Raw genomic sequence first — 21,048 nt, 5'->3', positions numbered from 1 at the left:
GGCACAAAAATATCGACCTTGATTACGACCCCGGTATTAAAGGGCGAAATCGAAAGTGCTATCAATATGAGAGCAGTGCCATCTTTCTCAATATTTCAAAAAATTTCAGACTGAGCGATCAGCGGACAGGAACTATGTCCAAATGCGTAGCTCATACCACCGGTAACGATTCTCGCCGAGTTTGTACGAGATAACTTACGCACAGATGAAAGCCATGTAACCAAGTTGTCACGACTACTTGAATAGATGACTCACTAGTCTGAACGAAGAACGAAGCACAGGAGATACGCAGCATTACTATCCCCTGCGAGGCCAAGACTGCGCCCCTATCAACGTGCTCACCTGAGCACTCAACCGATTGATCTATTGGCATTTTTCCAGAGATCGAGCGTGAAACACCGGTGCACCAATACCCAAAAAATGTGGATTGGCTGCATTACAGGGCAAGTCATAACTACAAGGCCTGGTTGCGCACACCTTGAGTGCACTTATTTAGACACTCGCAACTTTGTATGCCTGCACACGGCATTGCGGCGCCAGTAAGGCGCACTTGCGAGTGCACTATGACCGCTGAACACCATTAACTCCGGCCATCTAACGGCCTGATATATACAGAGGTAATTGCGATGCGCATCAGCATATTTGGTTTGGGTTACGTTGGCGCGGTATGTGCCGGTTGCCTGTCTGCACGGGGCCATGACGTAATTGGCGTCGATGTTGCCAAAGACAAGATCGACATGATCAACGCTGGCAAATCTCCCATTGTTGAACCAGGTTTGGGCGAACTGCTGCAGCAAGGTATTCAGACCGGTCGTCTGCGCGGTACTACCAACTTCGCCGAAGCGATTCGCGATACTGACCTGTCGATGATCTGCGTCGGCACGCCAAGCAAGAAGAACGGCGATCTGGAACTCAACTACATCGAAGCGGTATGCCGCGAGATCGGTTTTGTTCTGCGTGACAAGACCACCCGCCACACCATCGTGGTGCGCAGCACCGTACTCCCGGGCACCGTCGCAAACGTTGTCATCCCGATCCTCGAAGACTGCTCCGGCAAGAAGGCCGGCGTTGATTTCGGCGTCGCGGTCAACCCTGAGTTCCTGCGCGAATCCACCGCCATCGCCGACTACGATCTGCCGCCAATGACCGTCATCGGCGAGTTCGACAAGGCTTCGGGCGACGTTCTGCAATCGCTGTACGAAGAGCTCGACGCACCGATCATCCGCAAGGACATCGCTGTGGCCGAGATGATCAAGTACACCTGCAACGTCTGGCACGCGACCAAAGTGACCTTCGCCAACGAGATCGGCAACATCGCCAAAGCCGTCGGCGTCGATGGCCGTGAAGTAATGGACGTGGTCTGCCAGGACAAGACCCTCAACCTGTCGCAGTACTACATGCGTCCAGGTTTCGCCTTCGGCGGTTCGTGCCTGCCAAAAGACGTGCGTGCGCTGACCTACCGCGCCGGTTCGCTGGACGTCGAAGCGCCGCTGCTCAACTCGCTGATGCGCAGCAACGTCTCGCAAGTGCAGAACGCCTTCGACATCGTCGAAAGCCATGACAAGCGCAAAGTCGCCCTGCTCGGCTTGAGCTTCAAGGCCGGCACCGATGATCTGCGCGAAAGTCCGCTGGTGGATCTGGCCGAAATGCTCATCGGCAAGGGTTACGACCTGAGCATCTACGACAGCAACGTCGAGTACGCCCGTGTCCACGGCGCGAACAAGGACTACATCGAGTCGAAGATCCCGCACGTATCGTCGCTGCTCAATGCCAACTTCGACGACGTGATCAACAACTCCGACGTGATCATCCTGGGCAACCGTGACGAGAAGTTCCGTGCGCTGGCGCAACAGGCACCGCACGGCAAACAGGTCATCGACCTGGTCGGCTTCATGGCCAAGGCCACTGATCCCGGCACCCGTACCGAAGGCATCTGCTGGTAAGTCAGCAGCAAGCCTCGAGCTTCAAGCCGCTGACAAGGCGGCTTGAAGCCTCCATCACCTTCGGATGACGGTTATGTCGAACAAGCTCAAACATTTTTTTCTGCAAGCTGCCGGCTGGCTTTTGTTTTTAAGCCTGCTGATGGGCCTCGCCTTGATGCTGCCCGCGTCCACGTTCGACTCCGAGTCGAAGGACTTCATTTTCCTGATTGGCGCCGTGGGTATCTGGCGCTACTCGATGGGTGCCACGCACTTTGTGCGCGGCATGATCTTTCTGTACATCGTCTACCCGCACCTGCGCCGTAAAGTGCGCAAGCTGGGTGCTGCGGCGGACCCGTCGCACGTGTACCTGATGGTCACCAGTTTTCGTATCGACGCGTTGACCACCGCGCAGGTTTACAGCTCGGTGATCCGCGAAGCGATCGACTGCGGCCTGCCCGCGACCATGGTCTGCTCGATCGTGGAAATGTCCGATGAGCTGCTGGTGAAAAGCCTGTGGGCGCGGATGAATCCGCCGGATCGGGTCAAGCTCGACTTCGTGCGCATTCCCGGCACCGGCAAGCGCGATGGCCTGGCCTACGGCTTCCGTGCAATCTCGCGGCACCTGCCGGATGACCGCGCTGTGGTGGCCGTGATCGACGGCGACACCGTGCTCGCCGAGGGCGTAGTGCGCAAGACCGTGCCGTGGTTCCAGCTGTTCGGCAACGTCGGCGGCCTGACCACCAACGAGTTCTGCGAAGTGCGCGGCGGCTACATCATGAGCGAGTGGCACAAGCTGCGCTTCGCCCAGCGCCACATCAACATGTGCTCGATGGCCCTGTCCAAACGCGTGCTGACCATGACCGGTCGCATGTCGGTATTTCGCGCCAGCGTAGTGACCAACCCGGACTTCATCGCCGACGTTGAAAGCGACTCGCTGCAACACTGGCGCCTGGGCCGCTTCAAGTTTTTGACCGGCGACGACAAGTCGAGCTGGTTCAGCTTGATGCGCCTCGGTTACGACACCTTTTACGTGCCGGACGCGGCGATCCACACCGTGGAACACCCGCCGGAAAAGAGCTTCATCAAGGCCAGCCGCAAGCTGATGTTCCGCTGGTACGGCAATAACCTGCGCCAGAACTCGCGTGCCCTGGGCCTCGGTATGAAACGCCTCGGTGCGTTCACTTCGCTGGTGCTCTTCGACCAGCGCGTATCGATGTGGACCTCGCTGCTCGGGCTGACCGTGGCGATCATCGCCAGCTTCAAGTACGGCAGCGCGTTCATCCTCGTGTACCTGCTGTGGATCGGCATTACCCGCCTGATTCTGACCTTGCTGCTGTCGTGTTCCGGCCACCGTATCGGCCCGGCTTACCCGGTGATTCTCTATTACAACCAGATCGTCGGCGCGCTGGTGAAGATCTACGTGTTCTTCCGCCTCGACCAACAATCCTGGACGCGCCAGCCCACTTCCCTGACCCGTGATCTCGCCAGCTTTCAACGTTGGTTCAACACTTGGTCGTCTCGGACCATGACCTTCTCCGCCGGCAGCATTTTTGTCGCCGTGCTGCTGATGATGGTCTGACCCGCCCCTATTGAATTAACAAGGAAATCGCCAATATGAATACCGCCGTCAACGCCAACGTAGTGCACGAATCCGAAGCCCAGCGCCAACACGCCCGTGTAAAAATCCCGGCCAAGCTGCGTTTCTTCGGACCTGACCGGACGCCGCTGGAAACCCGCGTGCTGGATCTGTCCGCCGGTGGCCTGGCGTTCAACGCCGGGCAGATGCCGCTGACCATCGGCGAGGTGCACAAGGCACGCCTGCAATTCGTCATCGACAACCTCGGCCTGGCCATGGATGTCGAGCTGCAAGTGCGCTCCTTCGACCGCCAGACCGGCCGCGTCGGTTGCCAGTTCCAGAACCTCGATCAGCAGGACATTTCCACCCTGCGCCACCTGATTACTTCGCACCTGGCCGGCGACATCGTCAGCATCGGCGAAGTATTGGCAACCCTGCAGCGTGACAACTTCACCAAGGCGCGCAAGGTCAAGGATGGCGGGCATGGCATGACTCCGTTCGGGCGTCTGAAAGCTGTGACCTTTAGCGCCGGTATTTTCGTGGTCGGTCTGGTGGCGTTCGGTTTCATCGCCAAATCGGTGTACGGCATGTACTTCGTCAGCCATGCGCAGGCCGGTCTGGTCAGCGTGCCGGGGATGAACATCACCATGCCGCGCGACGGCACTGTGCAGAGTCTGGTCAAGGCTGACGGCGTTGCCGCCAAAGGCGCACCGCTGGCGACCTTCAGCACCAGCATGCTCGACATACTCAAGGGCCATCTGGAAGAAGATCAACTGGCCCCGGCCAAGGTTGAAGAACTGTTCGGCAAGCAAATGACCGGCACCCTGACCTCGCCGTGCGATTGCACCGTGGCTCAGCAACTGGTGGCTGACGGTCAATACGCGAGCAAAGGTGATGTGATTTTCCAACTGGTGCCGCGCAACACTCAGGCCACCGTTGAGGCGCGCTTCTCCTATCGCCAGTTCAGCGATGTGCGTCCGGGCACTCACGTCAGTTTCCAGATCGCCGGCGAAGATCAAACCCGCACCGGCAAGATCGTCAGCAGCACCAGCCTGAAAAGCGCCGATCTGTCCTCCGATATCCGCGTGCAGATCCAGCCTGATGAGCCGCTCGACAGCAGCCTCGCCGGCCGCCCGGTGGAAGTGAACAGCGACCGTGGCCCGAACCTGAACTGGCTGATCGACAAAGCCATGGCTTCCGGTCTTTAAGTCGAGGACATGCCTGTGACCTTTTTCCTGAAAACACCACAATCCCTGTGGGAGCTGGCTTGCCAGCGATGGGATCACTGCGGTCTTGCTGGAATACCGAGTCGCCTGAATCGCTGGCAAGCCAGCTCCCACAGGGGCCATATCGTCTGCTCGCTGGCATTGGCAGTGTCTCTCGCCGGTTGCGCCGGCCTGCCCGACCAGCGTCTGGCCAACGAAGCGCTCAAGCGCGGCGACACCGCAACTGCGGCGCAGAATTATCGGCAACTGGCGGATCTGGGCTACAGCGAAGCCCAGGTCGGTCTGGCCGACATTCAGGTCGACAGCCGCGACCCGGCGCAAATGAAACAGGCCGAAGCCACCTATCGCGCGGCGGCCAGCGTGTCGCCGCGTGCTCAGGCGCGTCTCGGGCGCTTGCTGGTGGCCAAGCCTGGCTCGACCGAAGCCGAGCATCAGGAAGCCGAAAGCCTGCTGAAAAAAGCCGCCGCCAACGGCGAAGGCAACACGCTGATCCCGCTGGCGATGCTCTATCTGCAATACCCGCACAGCTTCCCGAACATCAATGCCCAGCAGCAGATCGACCAGTGGCGCAAATCCGGTTATCCGGAAGCGGGCCTGGCGCAAGTGCTTCTGTATCGCACTCAGGGCACCTACGACCAGCATCTGGATGACGTGGAAAAGATCTGCAAAGCCGCGCTCAACAGCACCGACATCTGCTACGTCGAACTGGCCACGGTCTATCAGAAACGTGCCCAGCCCGAGCAACAGGCCGAGCTGATCAAGCAACTGCAGGCCGGTCACAGCCGTGGCACGGTCAGTGCTCAGCGCGTCGACAGCGTCGCCCGCGTATTGGCTGATCCGACCCTGGGCAAGACCGACGAAAAAACCGCGCAGTCGCTGCTCGAGCCAATCGCTCCGGGCTACCCGGCATCCTGGGTGACCCTCGCGCAATTGCTCTACGACTACCCGGAACTGGGCGACGTAGACCAGATGATGAAGTACCTGGAAAACGGCCGCGCAGCGGATCAGCCGCGCGCCGAACTGTTGCTCGGCAAGCTCTACTACGAAGGCAAAATGGTCCCGGCCGATGCCAAGGTCGCCGAGGAACATTTCCAGAAAGCTGTCGGCCGTGAAGTCGCCGCCGACTACTACCTCGGCCAGATCTATCGCCGTGGTTACCTGGGTAAGGTCTATCCGCAGAAGGCCCTCGATCATCTGTTGACCGCTGCGCGCAACGGCCAGAACAGCGCCGATTTCGCCATCGCCCAGCTGTTTTCTCAAGGCAAAGGCACCAAGCCCGACCCGCTCAACGCTTATGTATTCAGCCAATTGGCCAAAGCGCAAAACACTCCGCAGGCGGATGAGCTGGCGACCACCCTCGCCGCGCAACTGCCGCCCGAGCGTCTGGCCGAAGCCCGGCGCCTGCTGCAACAAGAGCAGGCCAGCCGTGGCGCGCTGAACCAGAACACGCTGCAACTGCACGCCCTGCAAGAAGAAGACGGCGAGGAAAAACTATGAAGCTCAATCCATTCGTGAAGGCCGGCATTGGCCTCACTTTCGCGCTGATCTGGTCCTGCCCGACTCTCGCCGCGATGACTGAAAGCAAAAACTTCGGCCTCGAAGTGAAGCTCACCGGCCAGTCCGAAGACGACCGTGATCTGGGTACTGCCAGCGGCGGCGACGTCAACGGCGTCGGCCTCGACCTGCGTCCATGGGTCTACGGCGAAAGCGGCGCGTGGAGCGCCTACGCCATGGGCCAGGCCGTGACCTCGACCGACATCATCGAGACCGACACCCTGCAGCAGTCGGACAGCGACGCCACCAAGACCACCGACAGCGGTGATCGCAAGACCAAGAAAAACTACCTGGCCATGCGCGAGTTCTGGGTCGGCTACAGCGGCCTCACTCCTTACCCGGGCGAGATGCTCAAGCTCGGTCGCCAGCGCCTGCGCAATGACGACGGCCAGTGGCGCGACAGCAACATCGAAGCGCTGAACTGGACCTTCGACACGACCCTGCTGCGCGCCAATGCCGGTGTCGCCGAACGCTTCAGCGAATACCGCACCGACTTGAAAGAGCTGGCGCCGAAAGACAAGGATCGCCTGCACGCCTACGCCGATGCCGCTTACCAATGGACACCGGGCAACTGGGTCGGCATTCGCGGTCACCACACCCACGATGACGGCAAACTCGACTATCCAGAGCCAGGCGTTGCCGGCGATTCGCTGGACAAGAAAGAGAATGGCGACATCAGCTGGCTCGGCCTGACCGCCGACAGCGACGCCTATAACTGGCGCAACACCAACAGCGTCAACTACTGGGGCAGCATCACCGGCATGAGCGGCGACCGTGACACGGTCAACGCGCTGAACGCCGATGGCACGCGTCCAACGCAGGCCAAGCGCAGCGATGACGTCAATGGCTGGGCCACCGACATCGGCGTGCGTCTGCGCCTCGATCCGCAATGGCAAGTCGGCGCAGCCTATGCCCGCGCCAGCGCTGATTACGAACAGACCGGCCTGGAAAGCAACCGCTCGAACTACACCGGTACGCGTTCACGAGTACACCGTTTCGGCGAAGCGTTCCGTGGCGAAATGAACAACATGCAGACCGCGACCTTGTTCGGTTCGTGGATGCTCAACGACGAGTACGACGCCAGCCTGATCTACCACAAGTTCTGGCGTGTCGACGGCAACAAGCCGGTCGGCAGCAACGGCATCAACGCGGTCGAGAACAACACCGACGACGGCACTGGCGCGATCCTCTCCAGCACTTCGTTGCCGCTGGAAGATGGCAACAAGGATCTGGGTCAGGAGATGGATCTGGTCGTCACCAAGTACTTCAAGCAAGGCCTGTTGCCGGCGGCGTTGAGCCAGTCGATCGATGAGCCGTCGGCGCTGGTGCGTTTCCGTGGCGGCGTGTTCAAGCCCGGCGATGCCTACGGCAAGCAAGTCGATTCGTACATGCACCGCGCGTTCGTCGACGTGATCTGGCGCTTCTGATGCTGACCGCCAAGGGAGTGCCCGACATGAACAGTGCCCGCAAAGGCTCACTCAGTCTGCTGGCCGGCGCGATGCTGCTGGCCTCGGCCGGCGCCTTCGCCACAGTGGAGCCGGCCAAACCGGTGACCACTGCGAAAGAGCTGCAACAAGCCAAGACTTACACCGTCAGCAGCGCGCCGACCGAGGCGCTGAATCTGGCCGCACCGAAACTGCCGGACATCTCCGGCTACACCGCCGAAGCCGCTGCCGCGAAAATCGTCCGCAGCAAAGCGGGCAAGGTCAGCGTGCGCCGAATGATGCAGGAAGACGCCCTGAAGGACTTCATCGGCGGCGACAACAAGATGGCCGAGTGGGTGGTGCGTCAGCACGGTATCCCGCAGGCGATCTTCGTTGACGACGGCTACATGAACCTCAAGGAACTCGCGCAGAAACTGCCCAAGCAGTACTTCAGCGAAACCGCGCCGGGCGTGTATCTGTCGAAGCTGCCGATCGTGGTCGGCCGTAAAGGCATCCTCGAAATCGACGGGCAGACCCAGGAATTGCGCCTGTCGCAAGAGGCCGGTTCGTTCCTGGTCAACGACGGTCAGCTGTTCGTGCGTGATACCAAAATCACTGGCTGGCGCGAGAAGGAAAACGGCCCGGCAACTTTTCGTTCGCCGAAAGAATTCCGTCCGTTCCTGCTGGCCTGGGGCGGCACCGAGACTTACATCGTCAACAGCAAGATGGCCAGCTTCGGCTACGCCAACAGTAAGTCGTACGGCGTAAGTATTTCCCAGTACACGCCGAACATGGCCAAGGTGCTCAAGCGTCCCGAGCCGACTGGCTGGATCGTCGGTTCCGAATTCTCGGACATGTGGTACGGCTTCTACTGCTACGAGACCCGCGACTTCGTGGTCAAGGGCAACACCTACAAAGACAACATCGTTTACGGCATCGACCCACACGACCGCTCGCACGGTCTGATCATTGCCGAGAACACCGTCCACGGCACCAAGAAAAAACACGGGATCATCATTTCCCGTGAGGTGAACGACAGCTTTATCTTCAACAACAAAAGCTACGACAACAAACTCTCGGGCCTGGTGATCGACCGTAACAGCGTCAACAACATCATCGCCTACAACGAGATCTACCAGAACCACACAGACGGCATCACCCTCTACGAGTCTGCCGACAATCTGCTGTGGGGCAACAAGGTCATCAGCAACCGGCGCCACGGCATCCGCATTCGTAACAGCGTGAACATTCGCCTGTACGAAAACATCGCCATGGCCAATGGGCTGACCGGCGTCTACGGCCACATCAAGGATCTGAGCGACACCGACCGTGACATCAAGCTCGATCCGTTCGACGCCCAGGTGTCGCTGATCGTGGTTGGCGGCGAACTGGCGGCCAACGGCAGCGGCCCGCTGTCGATCGATTCGCCGTTGAGCGTCGAGCTGTATCGCGTATCGATGCTGGCGCCGACCAAATCCAGCGGCATCAGCTTCAACGGCATCCTCGGCGAACGTCAGGATGAAATTCTTGACCTGTTGGTGCGCCAGCAGAAAGCCGTGCTGATCGACCCTGTCGAACGCCAGACCGAAATGCAGGACTGAGGATAATTTATGCACCCACACTTGATCAAATTACTCAGCCTGTCGGCCCTGACCGTGGGCATTCTGGCGGCCAGCAACGGCGCCCGCGCGGACGAAGTCAAAGCGCCGCAGTTCACCGCCGAGCCGTGCTGCAACCTGTGCCCGGCCGCGCACGACGCGAAGAACTACACCACGCGTTATCAGCAGAACTTCACCACCTTGGTGCAAGCCCAAGGCGACTGGTTGTTCCGTACCCAGGAAGACTTGCGCACCGAGTTCAACACCACCCCGGCCGGCTACAAGCGCCTGCAGCAGTTGCACGATGCGTTCAAGAGCAAAGGCGTCGAGCTGGTGATTGTCTATCAACCGACCCGGGGTCTGGTGAATCGCAACAAGCTCAACCCGCAGGAAAAAGCCGCGTTCGATTACGACAAGGCACTGAAGAACTACAAGAGCATGCTCGGCCGTTTCGCGCAGATGGGTTATGTGGTGCCGGACTTGTCGCCGCTGACCAACGAGTCGCTGCCAGACACTCTGCCCGCCCACGACTTCTACTTCCGTGGCGACCAGCACTGGACGCCATACGGCGCCCAGCGCACGGCTAAAATCGTCGCCGAGAAGGTCAAGCAGATCCCGGCTTTCGCCGACATCACCAAGCGTGAATTCGAAACCAAGCGCTCCGGGCGCATGGGCAAGACCGGCACTCTGCATAACATGGCCGGCCAGCTGTGTGGCACCAGTTACGCGATCCAGTACATGGACCAGTTCACCACCGAGCCGAAAGGCGAAGCGGGCGACGGCGACCTGTTCGGTGATTCCGGCAACCCGCAAATCACCCTGGTCGGCACCTCGCACAGCGGCAAGAACTACAACTTCGCAGGTTTCCTTGAGGAAGCCATCGGCGCGGACATCCTCAACGTTGCGTTTCCCGGCGGTGGTCTGGAAGGTTCGATGTTGCAGTATCTGGGCAGCGACGAATTCCAGAAAACCCCGCCGAAAATTCTCATCTGGGAATTCTCGCCGCTGTATCGCCTCGACCAGGAAACCATCTACCGCCAGATGATGGCGCTGCTGGATAACGGTTGCGAAGGCAAAGACGCACAGATGACCGGCAGCACCACGCTCAAGCCGGGCAGCAAACAAGAACTGCTGGTCAACAGCAAAAACCTGAACCTGCAGAACAGCAGCCATCAGGTGGACATCCGCTTCGCCGACCCCTCGGTGAAAACCCTGCAAGCCACCCTCTGGTACATGAACGGTCGCCACGAGGACATCAAGATCGAGAAACCGGAAACCTCCGATACCGACGGTCGTTTCGCCTTTGAGTTGCGCACGGACGAAGACTGGGCCTCGCAAAATCTGCTGGCCGTCGAAGTCCAGGGCCCGGAAGCGGGTGCCGCGCCACAGAAAGTCGAAGCGAAAATCTGCAAACGCAACGTATTCCCGAGCACTGGGCAACAAACTGCTCAGGCCGGGCAATGAGGTCTGCTATGCGAAATCCGAAATTGAAATCCTTGTTGGCGCCAACGCTGCTGAGCCTGGCGATGTTCGCCGGGGCGACTCAGGCCGCTGCGCCACTGCGTCCACCTCAGGGCTACTTCGCGCCGGTGGAAAAATTCAAGACCGGCGACAACAGCGAAGGCTGCGATGCACTGCCGACGCCGTACACCGGCCCGCTGCAATTTCGCAGCAAATACGAAGGCTCGGACAAGGCCCGTTCGACCCTGAACGTGCAGTCGGAAAAAGCCTTCCGCGACACCACCAAAGACATCACCACGCTGGAACGCGGCACCGCCAAACGCGTGATGCAGTTCATGCGCGACGGTCGCCCGGAGCAGCTCGAATGCACGCTGAACTGGCTGACCGCGTGGGCCAAGGCTGACGCGTTGATGTCCAAGGACTTCAACCACACCGGCAAGTCGATGCGCAAATGGGCGTTGGGCAGCATGGCCTCTTCGTACATTCGCCTGAAGTTCTCCGACTCGCATCCACTGGCCCAGCATCAGCAGCAAGCGCAGTTGATCGAGGCGTGGTTCAGCAAGATGGCCGATCAAGTGGTCAGCGACTGGGACAACCTGCCGCTGGAAAAAACCAACAACCACTCGTACTGGGCCGCCTGGTCGGTGATGGCAACTTCTATCGCCACCAACCGTCGCGACCTGTTCGACTGGTCGGTGAAGGAATACAAGGTCGGCGTCAATCAAGTCGATGCCGACGGCTTCCTGCCCAACGAACTCAAGCGCCAGCAACGCGCCCTCGCCTATCACAACTACGCCCTGCCGCCGCTGGCGATGATCGCCAGTTTCGCGCAGGTCAATGGTGTGGATCTGCGTCAGGAAAACAATGGCGCGCTGAAACGTCTGGGTGACCGGGTGCTGGCCGGGGTGAAAGACCCCGATGCCTTTGAAGAAAAGAACGGCAAAAAACAGGACATGGACGACCTCAAGGTTGACTCCAAATTCGCCTGGCTCGAACCGTTCTGCACGCTCTACACCTGCCCGGCGGATGTGATCGAGAAGAAGCGCGAGATGCAGCCGTTCAAGACCTTCCGGCTTGGCGGGGATCTGACCAAGGTCTACGACCCGTCCCATGAAAAGGGCAAAGGTTCGTAAGGCAGACGCAAAACCCTGTAGGAGCTGCGGCACGCTGCGATCTTTTGATCTTGTTTTTTAAGATCAAGATCAAAAGATCGCAGCCTCCGGCAGCTCCTACAGGGGAGCATCGAGATTTGAGTTAGCCCTCCGGTTTTGCGTGGGGGGTTTGGGGGGGCTTTGGCCCTTGACTGTTGGTTAAAACTGGAGAGATCGGGATGGTATTTTCATCCAACGTGTTCCTGTTTCTGTTCTTGCCGATCTTTCTCGGCATGTACTACCTGAGCGGGATTCGTTATCGCAATCTGCTGCTGCTGCTCGCCAGCTACGTGTTTTATGCGTGGTGGCGGGTGGACTTCCTGGCGCTGTTCGCCGCTGTGACGCTGTGGAACTACTGGATCGGCCTGAAAGTCGGCGCCGCCGGGGTCAGAACCAAACCGGCCCAGCGCTGGCTGTTGCTCGGCGTGGCAGTGGATCTGTGCATCCTCGGCTACTTCAAGTACGCCAACTTCGGCGTCGACAGCATCAACGCGATGATGACTTCGGTCGGTCTGTCGCCGTTCATCCTGACCCACGTGCTGTTGCCGATCGGTATCTCGTTCTACATCTTCGAGTCGATCAGCTACATCATCGACGTGTATCGCGGCGACACCCCGGCCACGCGTAACCTGATCGACTTCGCAGCGTTCGTGGCGATCTTCCCGCACCTGATTGCCGGCCCGGTCCTGCGTTTCCGTGACCTCGCCGACCAGTTCAACAACCGCACCCACACCCTCGACAAGTTCTCCGAGGGCTGCACGCGGTTCATGCAGGGTTTCATCAAAAAGGTGTTCATTGCCGACACCCTGGCGGTGGTTGCCGACCATTGTTTCGCCCTGCAAAACCCGACTACCGGCGATGCCTGGCTCGGCGCGCTGGCGTACACCGCGCAGCTGTACTTCGACTTCTCCGGCTACAGCGACATGGCGATTGGTCTGGGCTTGATGATGGGTTTCCGCTTCATGGAAAACTTCAAACAGCCGTACATCAGTCAGTCGATCACCGAGTTCTGGCGTCGCTGGCACATCAGCCTGTCCACCTGGCTGCGTGACTACCTGTACATCACCCTTGGCGGTAACCGCAAAGGCACGTTGATGACCTATCGCAACCTGTTCCTGACCATGCTGCTTGGTGGTCTGTGGCACGGCGCGAACATCACTTACATCGTCTGGGGCGCCTGGCACGGCATGTGGCTGGCGATTGAAAAAGCGCTGGGCCTGAACACTTCGCCACGCAGCCTCAACCCGATCCGCTGGGCACTGACGTTCCTGCTGGTAGTGATGGGCTGGGTGATCTTCCGCGCAGAGAACCTGCACGTTGCCGGGCGCATGTACGGCGCGATGTTCAGCTTCGGCGAATGGTCGTTGTCGGAACTCAATCAGGCCAGCCTCACCGGCCTGCAAGTCGCAACGCTGGTGGTGGCCTACGTGACGCTGGCGTTCTTCGGCCTGCGTGATCTGTACACCAATCAGCCACCGGCCAAGGTCAAGCCAGACGTCAACGTCGCGGCCGACGGCCCTGCCACCGCAACACCTGGAATGATCAAAGCGGTGCCCGGCGACAACCCGGCGAGCATCCACGAACCCGGCTACATCGTCGGCGTCGACGCCCAGGTGCAACCGGCCTACTGGACGGCTGACTGGTCGCGCTACGCAATGCGCGCAGCGATTCTGCTGCTGTTCATTGCCTCGATTCTCAAACTCTCGGCGCAAAGCTTCTCGCCGTTCCTTTACTTCCAGTTCTGAGGGATCTGACATGACCCGCTCATTACGCATCTTCTACATCGCGCTGTTTCTGGTGACCCTGCTGGTGCTCGGCGTGTGGTCGGTGCGCAGCTTCTTCGGCTTCAGCACCAACGCCGACGCGACCGTGCTCAACGGTCGCTGGAGCAAAGCCGTGGAAACCCATTACGACGACGAATTCCCGATCAAGCGTCTGGGCACCAATCTCTGGGCCGCGCTGGATTTCAAACTGTTCAACGAAGGTCGTCCGGGCGTCGTGCTCGGTCGCGATCAATGGTTGTACAGCGATGAGGAATTCAACCCGATCGTCAACGAAGAGCTGAACCTGCAAGGCAACTACGCGCTGGTCGAAGGCGTGCGCCAGACCCTTAAAGAGAAAGGCGTGAAACTGGTGATGGCGATTGTGCCGGCCAAGGTTCGCCTGTACCCGGAGCACTTGGGTGAGGTGAAACCGGCGAGCATCCACGCCAACCTTTACGAGGATTTCCACGCGCGGGTCGCGGCGGACAAGATCCTTGCGCCTGATCTGCTCAAGCCATTCCAGCAGGCTAAAGACAACGGTCAGCAAGTGTTCCTGCGCACCGACACGCACTGGACGCCGGAAGGTGCGGAAATCGCCGCCAACACCCTGGCCAAGACCATCGCTGAAAAATTCCCGCTCAGCGGCGAACCGCAGCGCTTCGTCACCACGCCAGCGGAGAAGGTCACGCACAAGGGCGACCTGCGTCTGTTCCTGCCGCTCGATCCGCTGTTTGAAAACCTGATGCCGGCGCCAGAGCCACTGCAAAAGCGCAACACCGTGGCGGCTGGCGATCAGCCTGCCGGTGACGACGCACTGTTCGCCAACAGCGAAGTACCGGTCGCACTGATCGGCACCAGTTACAGCGCCAACCCGAACTGGAACTTCGTTGGTGCGCTCAAGCAAGCGCTGCACAGCGACGTGGTCAATTACGCCGAAGACGGCCACGGCCCGATTCTGCCGATGCTCAGCTATCTGAAAAGCGATGACTTCAAGAACAGCCCGCCACAGGTGCTGATCTGGGAGTTTCCTGAACGTTATCTGCCTGTGAACAACGAAATCGGTGACGCCGACCCGCAGTGGGTCGCAGAGCTCAAACAAGCCGGCGCACGCCAACAAAACGTAGTTGCAAACACTAAATCCGAGACGCCCGACCGGGCGCAAAACTGAAAGAGAGGTACACCATGACTTTCACTACTACTCCTCGCCGTCTCGCTAAAAGCTTCGCACTGGTTGCTGGCCTCAGCGTGCTTTCCGTACCCGCATTCGCCGGTGGCGACGCCGCGCTGTACGGCCCGACTGCGCCGAAAGGCTCGAGCTTCGTGCGCATCTACAACGCCAGCAACGCGGAAGTCAGCGCCACCGTTGGCAGCACCAACCTCAGCGATGTTGCGCCACTGGCCAGCAGCGACTTCAGCTTCATGCCGGGTGGCGATTACAGCGCCAAGGTCGGCAGCCAGACCCTGCCGGTGAAACTCGCCGGGGATCACTACTACACCCTGGTCAACAACGCTTCCGGCGCACCGCAACTGATCGAAGAACCGCCGTTCAAGAACAAGCAGAAATCCCTGGTACGTGTGCAGAACCTCAGCGACAAAGCGCTGACCCTGAAAACCGCCGACGGCAAGACCGACGTGGTGCCGAATGTCGCCGCCAAGGGCCGTGGCGAACGTGAAATCAACCCGGTCAAAGTCAGCCTCGCGCTGTACGAAGGCGACAAGAAAGTCGGCGACGTGAAGCCGGTTGCGCTGGAGCGCGGTGAGGCAGCAGTGCTGTACGTCACCGGCTCGGGCAGCAGCCTGTCGCCAGTCTGGGTGAAACGCCCGGTATCGACCCGCTAACCAATTTTTCCCGAACTGACCCGGCTTCCTGTGGGAGCTGGCTTGCCAGCGATGCAGACACCTCGGTTCTGCAGATACATCGAGGTGATGCCATCGCTGGCAAGCCAGGCTCCCACAGGGACCGAGGTGAGAGTTCGGATATGTGACAAAAACAAGAGTGAAACGACACAGCGTTCGTGCCTCTAACCAATCGATTTTATGGAGTAACAATATGATTCCGGTGATCTTGTCAGGTGGTAGCGGCTCACGTCTTTGGCCGCTTTCGCGTAAACAATTCCCTAAGCAATTCCTCGCCCTGACCGGCGAACACACGCTGTTCCAGCAAACCCTGGAACGCCTGGTGTTCGAAGGCATGGACACCCCGATCGTGGTCTGCAACAAGGACCACCGCTTCATCGTCAACGAGCAACTGGCCAGCCGCAAACTGGAAACCCAGCGCATCCTGATGGAACCGTTCGGCCGCAACACCGCGCCAGCCGTGGCGCTGACCGCGATGATGCTGGTCAACGAAGGTCGTGACGAACTGATGCTGGTGCTGCCGGCCGACCACGTGCTGGAAGATCAGAAAGCCCTGCAACGCGCCTTGGCCCTGGCCACCGTCGCTGCGGAAAACGGCGAGATGGTGCTGTTCGGCGTACCTGCCACCAAACCGGAAACCGGTTACGGTTACATCAAATCCACCGCAGACTCGCTGCTGCCGGAGGGCGTCAGCCGCGTCTCGCACTTCGTCGAAAAACCTGACGTCAAACGCGCCACCGAATACGTCGAGTCCGGCGGTTACTACTGGAACAGCGGCATGTTCCTGTTCCGCGCCAGCCGCTTCCTCGAAGAACTGAAAAAGCACGATCCGGACATCTACGACACCTGCCTGCTGACCCTGGAACGCAGCGAGCAAGATGCCGACACCGTGACGCTGGACGAAGCGACTTTCGCCTGCTGCCCGGACAACTCCATCGACTACTCCGTCATGGAAAAAACCCAGCGCGCCTGTGTTGTGCCGCTGACTGCCGGCTGGAGCGACGTCGGTTGCTGGGCGTCGCTGTGGGAGGTCAACGAGAAAGACGCCAACGGCAACGTCAGCAAAGGCGATGTGGTGATCCAGGACAGCAAGAACTGCATGATCCACGGCAACGGCAAACTGGTGTCGGTGATCGGTCTGGAAAACATCGTGGTGGTCGAAACCAAGGACGCGATGATGATCGCGCACAAGGACTCGGTCCAAGGCGTGAAGCAGATGGTCAACACGCTCAACGAGCAGGGCCGCAGCGAAACCCAGAACCACTGCGAAGTCTATCGTCCGTGGGGCTCCTACGATTCGGTAGACATGGGCGGGCGCTTCCAGGTCAAGCACATCTCGGTCAAACCGGGCGCGTGCCTGTCGCTGCAAATGCACCACCACCGCGCCGAACACTGGATCGTGGTCAGCGGCACCGCCGAAGTGACCTGCGATGACAACGTGTTCCTGCTCTGCGAAAACCAGTCGACCTACATCCCGATCGCCTCGGTGCATCGTCTGCGTAACCCGGGCAAGATCCCGCTGGAAATCATCGAAGTGCAGTCGGGCTCGTACCTGGGCGAAGACGATATCGAGCGTTTTGAAGATATCTACGGTCGCTCCACCCCGCTCGAGCGCGGCGTGTCGGTGAAAACCATCGCGCAGTAAGTGTTCAGTAACACAACAAGCCCTCGCCCAGCCCGCTGCGTCCCCTATCCGAAGCGGGTTGGGCGGGGGCTTTTTTACGCTACTTTTTTGGCCCCCAATCTTATGGCGATAGCCGCCGATCGCGGATTGACGGCGGCTGTCCTGACTTTCTGAATCTCATGCGTGTCCACCATCCGCGCCAACGATTTAATGGTCAGATAGGTTCCGATACCACGTAATTTGAAAGGTCGGAAAACCTCGGCTGACTCAGCCGATTCACCCGCGAAATTCTCAGCTCCCGGCTGCGACAGTGGATGCGCAAGGACGTTGCTGACACCAACCGTGCGCTCTCCGCCCTTCGTTGACGCAATACTCAGTTCAGCAATGCCGTAAATCACTTTGTCCTGATCTTTCTTTTCGACATCGTCCCGATTGATCAATGCGAAGAAACGGTGGGTGACCGTTTTCTCCTCCGATACACGGGGCTCGCTTGCATACTTGAGAGAGGAGGAGGTCATCTCGGCAATCTCTTTTCCCAATTCAAAATTCTGCGCCGCGCTGATATCTCTGCTCTGCGGATCTCGCCGCATCGAGTTGTGGTACATCTCACGGTATTGGCGCCGAAACAGCCTCAGGTGGTGCGACAGCTCACCCTTGTTTATTGAAAACTCAGGTCCCTCGCCCACTTCAACCAGTTTGAAGTCCGAAGAATTTCAGTGCGCAAGACTTCACCCCTGAGTGAGAAAACGGATTGCAGATTGGCCACCGTCAAGGGGTCTATTGCTTGCTGTGCCCACAATCTTGCATCCCACTGCTTCACTGCTCTTGCCGCGGCGTCGTGGAGGGTGCGACTTGTCCGGGGCTGAACTGGCAAGTCGGCGGCACAACGCCAATAAGCAACCCTGCCAACCTCCAACCCACGCGGATCGAATACCGTCACATCTGGTGTTCTGGATTGCCCCCCCATCGCCAACTCCTTCTGCCTTGAAGAGGATAAATGACTGTTTCTAGCCCGCGCTTCGCCTGTTGCTCGTCATGATTTTCCTGGCCATGGCATTTCTGACCCGGTATTTTGAATAGACCGAGACCGACGCATTCGATCGACTGAAAATGCCGCCACCGCCCGGGGTGTAGCGTTCGATGCCGCTGGCGCCTTGAATGGTCTGATGATGAATGTTCCAGGCTTGCTGTTTGCGGTCGTATTTCATAAAAGCGAAACCGGTTGTCACGGTTTCCGAGCGACCTTGCTGATCCTTGGCGTAGCCGTAATCGGCGAATTCCATGGCTGCCGCCTGACCCATTCCATGCTCCTGCGCGGGAAGTTTGTTGTATTGCGCATCTTCCTTCCCACCCTCCACATGCCGCACTCGCAGCACGTTGTCATTCAATTGGTCGACCGTCAGCGAACAGCCGCTGAACCCGGGGGTGAAAACGTGATCCGGTTGCGTGCCGGCCGGATGCAGCGGTATGTCGACGAATCCACCCTGAGGTGCCCAGAACCCGGAAACCGCGCTGTTTTTGTCGGGGACTTCGCCTCGCGGAATGTCGACAATCCTCAACGCATTGAACTCGCCTTTGGCTACTCCCGAATAGCTCACTCGGTCCATGGTGAATATCATCTCGCCCCCGCCCTGTTTGCGGCTCAAATGGGCCACTGTTGCCGGTGAATAGCGGCCAGGGGCAGGATCCAGAAATTGTGTGCTCACCTCCAGCCGGCCGAACTCTGCGGCATTGAGCGCAGAGCTGATACTGGTCGGTTTGCCCGACGCTGGCACACTACGATGAGGAGGGCCGCTTTCGACATTCCGCGCCCCAGCGATCACGCGATCTGCCCCCGTCGCGATGACAGGCGCCCACAACCCGTTTGGCAGCTGTTGGCGGGTGACCGCGCCATCGTCATCCACGAAGTTGACCGGATTGTTATGGGTCATCCGGTACAGATTCGATCCATCGGCATAACCCGCCGGATCTGCGCTGGCCCAACGCTGTAACCATGGGATGTAATAGCGCAGACCGTAGTAATCAAGCCCGGTCGCGTCCCGCTCCTTGCCTGAATAGCGCACAAACTTGTAGGCGAGATCGCCATCCTGCGAGGCGGTTCCGCCGAATGGGTGGAATCTTTCCCGGCTGATGATCGTGCCATCATCAGCCGTTTCCAGGCTGGTCGAGCCCAGATGATCAGCGCAACCGTATCGGTATTGATGATTACCCATTGGCGGTGGACTGTCCCAAACCAACACCCGAATAGTGTTCAGAGCACCTTTGATATTGATGACCTGAAGCCTTTCACCGGTACCGCTGTCGCTGCGCAATTCCAGACCACCAGACAGGTAACGCACTTCGGCGATCACTGAGCGGGCGTTGGTGTGCAGTGAGCGAATCTTTCGCACGCGCTGGCCACTGCCGTCGTAGACATAGATTTCGCTGTCTTCGAGGCCGGAGGCGCGCTCCACCGGGCTGACCGAGTGCAGTTGATTGCGCAAATTCCAGCGTAGCGAGCGACCTTTATCGATTTCCAGCAGGTTGCCTCGGCGGTCATAAGCGGCAGCGATTTTCGCTTCGCTTGGCGGCACATCACCTTCCCAGGGCAAGCAGCGATTGCTGTAGCGCGCGGCCTGCAACTTGCGCCCGTGGCTTTGCGGCCCGACGTGGGTCAGCTTCAATAAATTACCGGCCGCGTCGTAATCGAAGGTCTGCTGATAGTTGCCGATGGCCGCCGGATCAGCACGACCGATCGATTGCGGCCCCTGACTGACGCTCCCCGCTTCCCAGCCGAATGCGTGGATCAGCTGATACAGACTGTCGTAGTCAAAGCGGCTGACCGGATCAATGCGCTGGCTGGCGAAGTAACGGATGGGCAGCGCCTTGTCTTCGATGCTCAAGACATTGCCCATGCGGTCATAGGCGTAGATCAAATGCTGCAGAACCGCACCACTGTGCTTGTCCTCGCGCGATATCAGACGCCCGTCTGCAGCACGGTAGCTCAGCCTGGTCTGCACGCCGTTGCCTGCAGTTTCGCGCTCGACATTGCCATAGTCGTTGTACTCGATCGCGCTGACCACTGTTTTTTCAGGTTGGCCTTTTGGCTGCAGGCGAGATTCGCGCAAGTGACCATCAACGGTCTGGGAGAAGGACTGACGGTTGCCCTTGGCATCCGTCTGCTCAAGCACATCGCCCAGGGCGCCGTAACGCCATTGCGTCGTCGCACCTGGTGGAGCTTCCAACAGCCGCTCACGCTCGGCTGGCAGTTGCGGCCAGTCGAGGAGGCGCGGATCAAGTGTGTAACGCCGGGTGTTTTCCGTGCACTGCCCGCCGAGCGCGAATGCGTCGAAACGCATTTGACCCGCCGTGTCGTAGTGATCGATCAACTGGCCATACTGATTGCGCTGCTGATCACCCACACCAGGAGCGCCGTAGGTAAACCGCTCGACACAGCCACGAGGCTGCCCGACCCCTTGTTCGAGTACCGCAACCGGGCGCAGGGAGGGATCATATTGAATTTCCACCACCGTCTCACGACTGTCGAAACCCGACCGCAGCTCCCCGCCCAGACCATACAGACTGAATTGCGCCCCGGCGTCGACACTCACGGTGCACAGTGCTGCTGCGTCCAACGAATACACCGTTTGCTGATTCGGCGGCGTGGCGGGATCGCCCGCCTGCAACGCCCACAACCGAGCGTCCCACCGCTGCACCGGCCGCCCGGCAGCATCGTGGCAGGTACGTTCGACCCGTGGCTCGACAGCTGCCCCCTCAATCGCACGCCAGTAATCGACCGAGCGAATCGGCAAGCCGCGCGGGTCAACGACTGTCAGCTTGGGAGTGTTGAAGTGCATCACCGCTTCCTGGAAAAATTCCTCGCTTCAATGCTTCTACACCGGCAGGCAGGGAA

At 59.4% G+C, this 21,048-nt stretch carries 14 protein-coding genes; 12 read left to right on the top strand and 2 right to left on the bottom strand.

Annotated elements, in window-relative coordinates; translation table 11 throughout:
* Positions 1–626: 626 nt before the first annotated feature.
* The 12 genes from ACP7EE_RS23245 to ACP7EE_RS23190 all read left to right on the top strand — a co-directional run bounded on the left by ACP7EE_RS23245 (position 627) and on the right by ACP7EE_RS23190 (position 17,177).
* Positions 627–1,943 (top strand): nucleotide sugar dehydrogenase, encoded by a 1,317-nt coding sequence (locus tag ACP7EE_RS23245; protein WP_420647721.1) that lies wholly within the window; start codon positions 627–629, stop codon positions 1,941–1,943.
* A 73-nt stretch (positions 1,944–2,016) separates the two neighbouring features.
* Positions 2,017–3,501 (top strand): mannuronan synthase, encoded by a 1,485-nt coding sequence (alg8, locus tag ACP7EE_RS23240; protein WP_426202381.1) that lies wholly within the window; start codon positions 2,017–2,019, stop codon positions 3,499–3,501.
* A gap of 35 nt (positions 3,502–3,536) precedes the next feature.
* A complete protein-coding gene (locus ACP7EE_RS23235) occupies positions 3,537–4,706 on the top strand; it encodes a PilZ domain-containing protein (protein ID WP_420647719.1) in 1,170 nt (389 codons plus the stop codon).
* Positions 4,707–4,715: 9 nt separating this feature from the next.
* On the top strand, positions 4,716–6,221 hold the full coding sequence (algK, locus tag ACP7EE_RS23230) for an alginate biosynthesis TPR repeat lipoprotein AlgK (RefSeq protein ID WP_426237029.1): 1,506 nt from the start codon (positions 4,716–4,718) through the stop codon (positions 6,219–6,221).
* Complete coding sequence (locus ACP7EE_RS23225) at positions 6,218–7,705, top strand: alginate export family protein (RefSeq protein WP_426237027.1); 1,488 nt, start codon at positions 6,218–6,220, stop codon at positions 7,703–7,705. The genes algK and ACP7EE_RS23225 overlap by 4 nt, the downstream gene beginning before the upstream one ends.
* A gap of 26 nt (positions 7,706–7,731) precedes the next feature.
* On the top strand, positions 7,732–9,303 hold the full coding sequence (gene algG, locus ACP7EE_RS23220) for a mannuronan 5-epimerase AlgG (RefSeq protein ID WP_426237025.1): 1,572 nt from the start codon (positions 7,732–7,734) through the stop codon (positions 9,301–9,303).
* A 9-nt stretch (positions 9,304–9,312) separates the two neighbouring features.
* Positions 9,313–10,764 (top strand): alginate O-acetyltransferase, encoded by a 1,452-nt coding sequence (locus ACP7EE_RS23215; protein ID WP_426237023.1) that lies wholly within the window; start codon positions 9,313–9,315, stop codon positions 10,762–10,764.
* An 8-nt stretch (positions 10,765–10,772) separates the two neighbouring features.
* Positions 10,773–11,894 carry a mannuronate-specific alginate lyase gene (locus ACP7EE_RS23210; RefSeq protein ID WP_426237021.1) on the top strand — a complete coding sequence of 374 codons (1,122 nt, stop codon included), beginning with the start codon at positions 10,773–10,775 and terminating at the stop codon, positions 11,892–11,894.
* 197 nt (positions 11,895–12,091) lie between these two features.
* Entirely contained in the window at positions 12,092–13,657 is a 1,566-nt protein-coding gene (locus ACP7EE_RS23205) for an MBOAT family O-acyltransferase (RefSeq protein WP_426237019.1), read from the top strand.
* Between the two features lie 10 nt (positions 13,658–13,667).
* Entirely contained in the window at positions 13,668–14,843 is a 1,176-nt protein-coding gene (locus ACP7EE_RS23200) for an alginate O-acetyltransferase (RefSeq protein WP_426237017.1), read from the top strand.
* Positions 14,844–14,857: 14 nt separating this feature from the next.
* Positions 14,858–15,514: an alginate O-acetyltransferase AlgF gene (locus tag ACP7EE_RS23195; protein ID WP_426237015.1), complete on the top strand. Its 657-nt coding sequence runs from the start codon at positions 14,858–14,860 to the stop codon at positions 15,512–15,514.
* A 211-nt stretch (positions 15,515–15,725) separates the two neighbouring features.
* Positions 15,726–17,177: a mannose-1-phosphate guanylyltransferase/mannose-6-phosphate isomerase gene (locus tag ACP7EE_RS23190; protein WP_420647711.1), complete on the top strand. Its 1,452-nt coding sequence runs from the start codon at positions 15,726–15,728 to the stop codon at positions 17,175–17,177.
* A gap of 74 nt (positions 17,178–17,251) precedes the next feature.
* Here ACP7EE_RS23190 and ACP7EE_RS23185 read toward each other — a convergent pair whose 3' ends face one another.
* Together ACP7EE_RS23185 and ACP7EE_RS23180 are read right to left on the bottom strand one after the other, a co-directional pair.
* Positions 17,252–17,761, bottom strand: a complete 510-nt coding sequence (locus tag ACP7EE_RS23185) for a hypothetical protein (protein ID WP_426237013.1) — start codon at positions 17,759–17,761, stop codon at positions 17,252–17,254.
* Positions 17,762–18,163: 402 nt separating this feature from the next.
* Positions 18,164–20,992, bottom strand: coding sequence for an RHS repeat domain-containing protein (locus tag ACP7EE_RS23180; RefSeq protein ID WP_426237011.1), 2,829 nt, complete (start codon positions 20,990–20,992; stop codon positions 18,164–18,166).
* Positions 20,993–21,048 lie beyond the last annotated feature (56 nt).

Source organism: Pseudomonas sp. TWP3-2, from assembly GCF_049897765.1.
Classification (GTDB): domain Bacteria; phylum Pseudomonadota; class Gammaproteobacteria; order Pseudomonadales; family Pseudomonadaceae; genus Aquipseudomonas.
This window is presented reverse-complemented; position numbering and strand designations above follow the sequence as displayed.

Coding starts and splice junctions, on each gene's coding strand:
- ACP7EE_RS23245 (WP_420647721.1), top strand. CDS start 627: ATGCGCATCAGCATATTTGGTTTGGGTTACGTTGGCGCGGTATGTGCC.
- alg8 (WP_426202381.1), top strand. CDS start 2,017: ATGTCGAACAAGCTCAAACATTTTTTTCTGCAAGCTGCCGGCTGGCTT.
- ACP7EE_RS23235 (WP_420647719.1), top strand. CDS start 3,537: ATGAATACCGCCGTCAACGCCAACGTAGTGCACGAATCCGAAGCCCAG.
- algK (WP_426237029.1), top strand. CDS start 4,716: ATGCCTGTGACCTTTTTCCTGAAAACACCACAATCCCTGTGGGAGCTG.
- ACP7EE_RS23225 (WP_426237027.1), top strand. CDS start 6,218: ATGAAGCTCAATCCATTCGTGAAGGCCGGCATTGGCCTCACTTTCGCG.
- algG (WP_426237025.1), top strand. CDS start 7,732: ATGAACAGTGCCCGCAAAGGCTCACTCAGTCTGCTGGCCGGCGCGATG.
- ACP7EE_RS23215 (WP_426237023.1), top strand. CDS start 9,313: ATGCACCCACACTTGATCAAATTACTCAGCCTGTCGGCCCTGACCGTG.
- ACP7EE_RS23210 (WP_426237021.1), top strand. CDS start 10,773: ATGCGAAATCCGAAATTGAAATCCTTGTTGGCGCCAACGCTGCTGAGC.
- ACP7EE_RS23205 (WP_426237019.1), top strand. CDS start 12,092: ATGGTATTTTCATCCAACGTGTTCCTGTTTCTGTTCTTGCCGATCTTT.
- ACP7EE_RS23200 (WP_426237017.1), top strand. CDS start 13,668: ATGACCCGCTCATTACGCATCTTCTACATCGCGCTGTTTCTGGTGACC.
- ACP7EE_RS23195 (WP_426237015.1), top strand. CDS start 14,858: ATGACTTTCACTACTACTCCTCGCCGTCTCGCTAAAAGCTTCGCACTG.
- ACP7EE_RS23190 (WP_420647711.1), top strand. CDS start 15,726: ATGATTCCGGTGATCTTGTCAGGTGGTAGCGGCTCACGTCTTTGGCCG.
- ACP7EE_RS23185 (WP_426237013.1), bottom strand. CDS start 17,761: ATGTACCACAACTCGATGCGGCGAGATCCGCAGAGCAGAGATATCAGC.
- ACP7EE_RS23180 (WP_426237011.1), bottom strand. CDS start 20,992: ATGCACTTCAACACTCCCAAGCTGACAGTCGTTGACCCGCGCGGCTTG.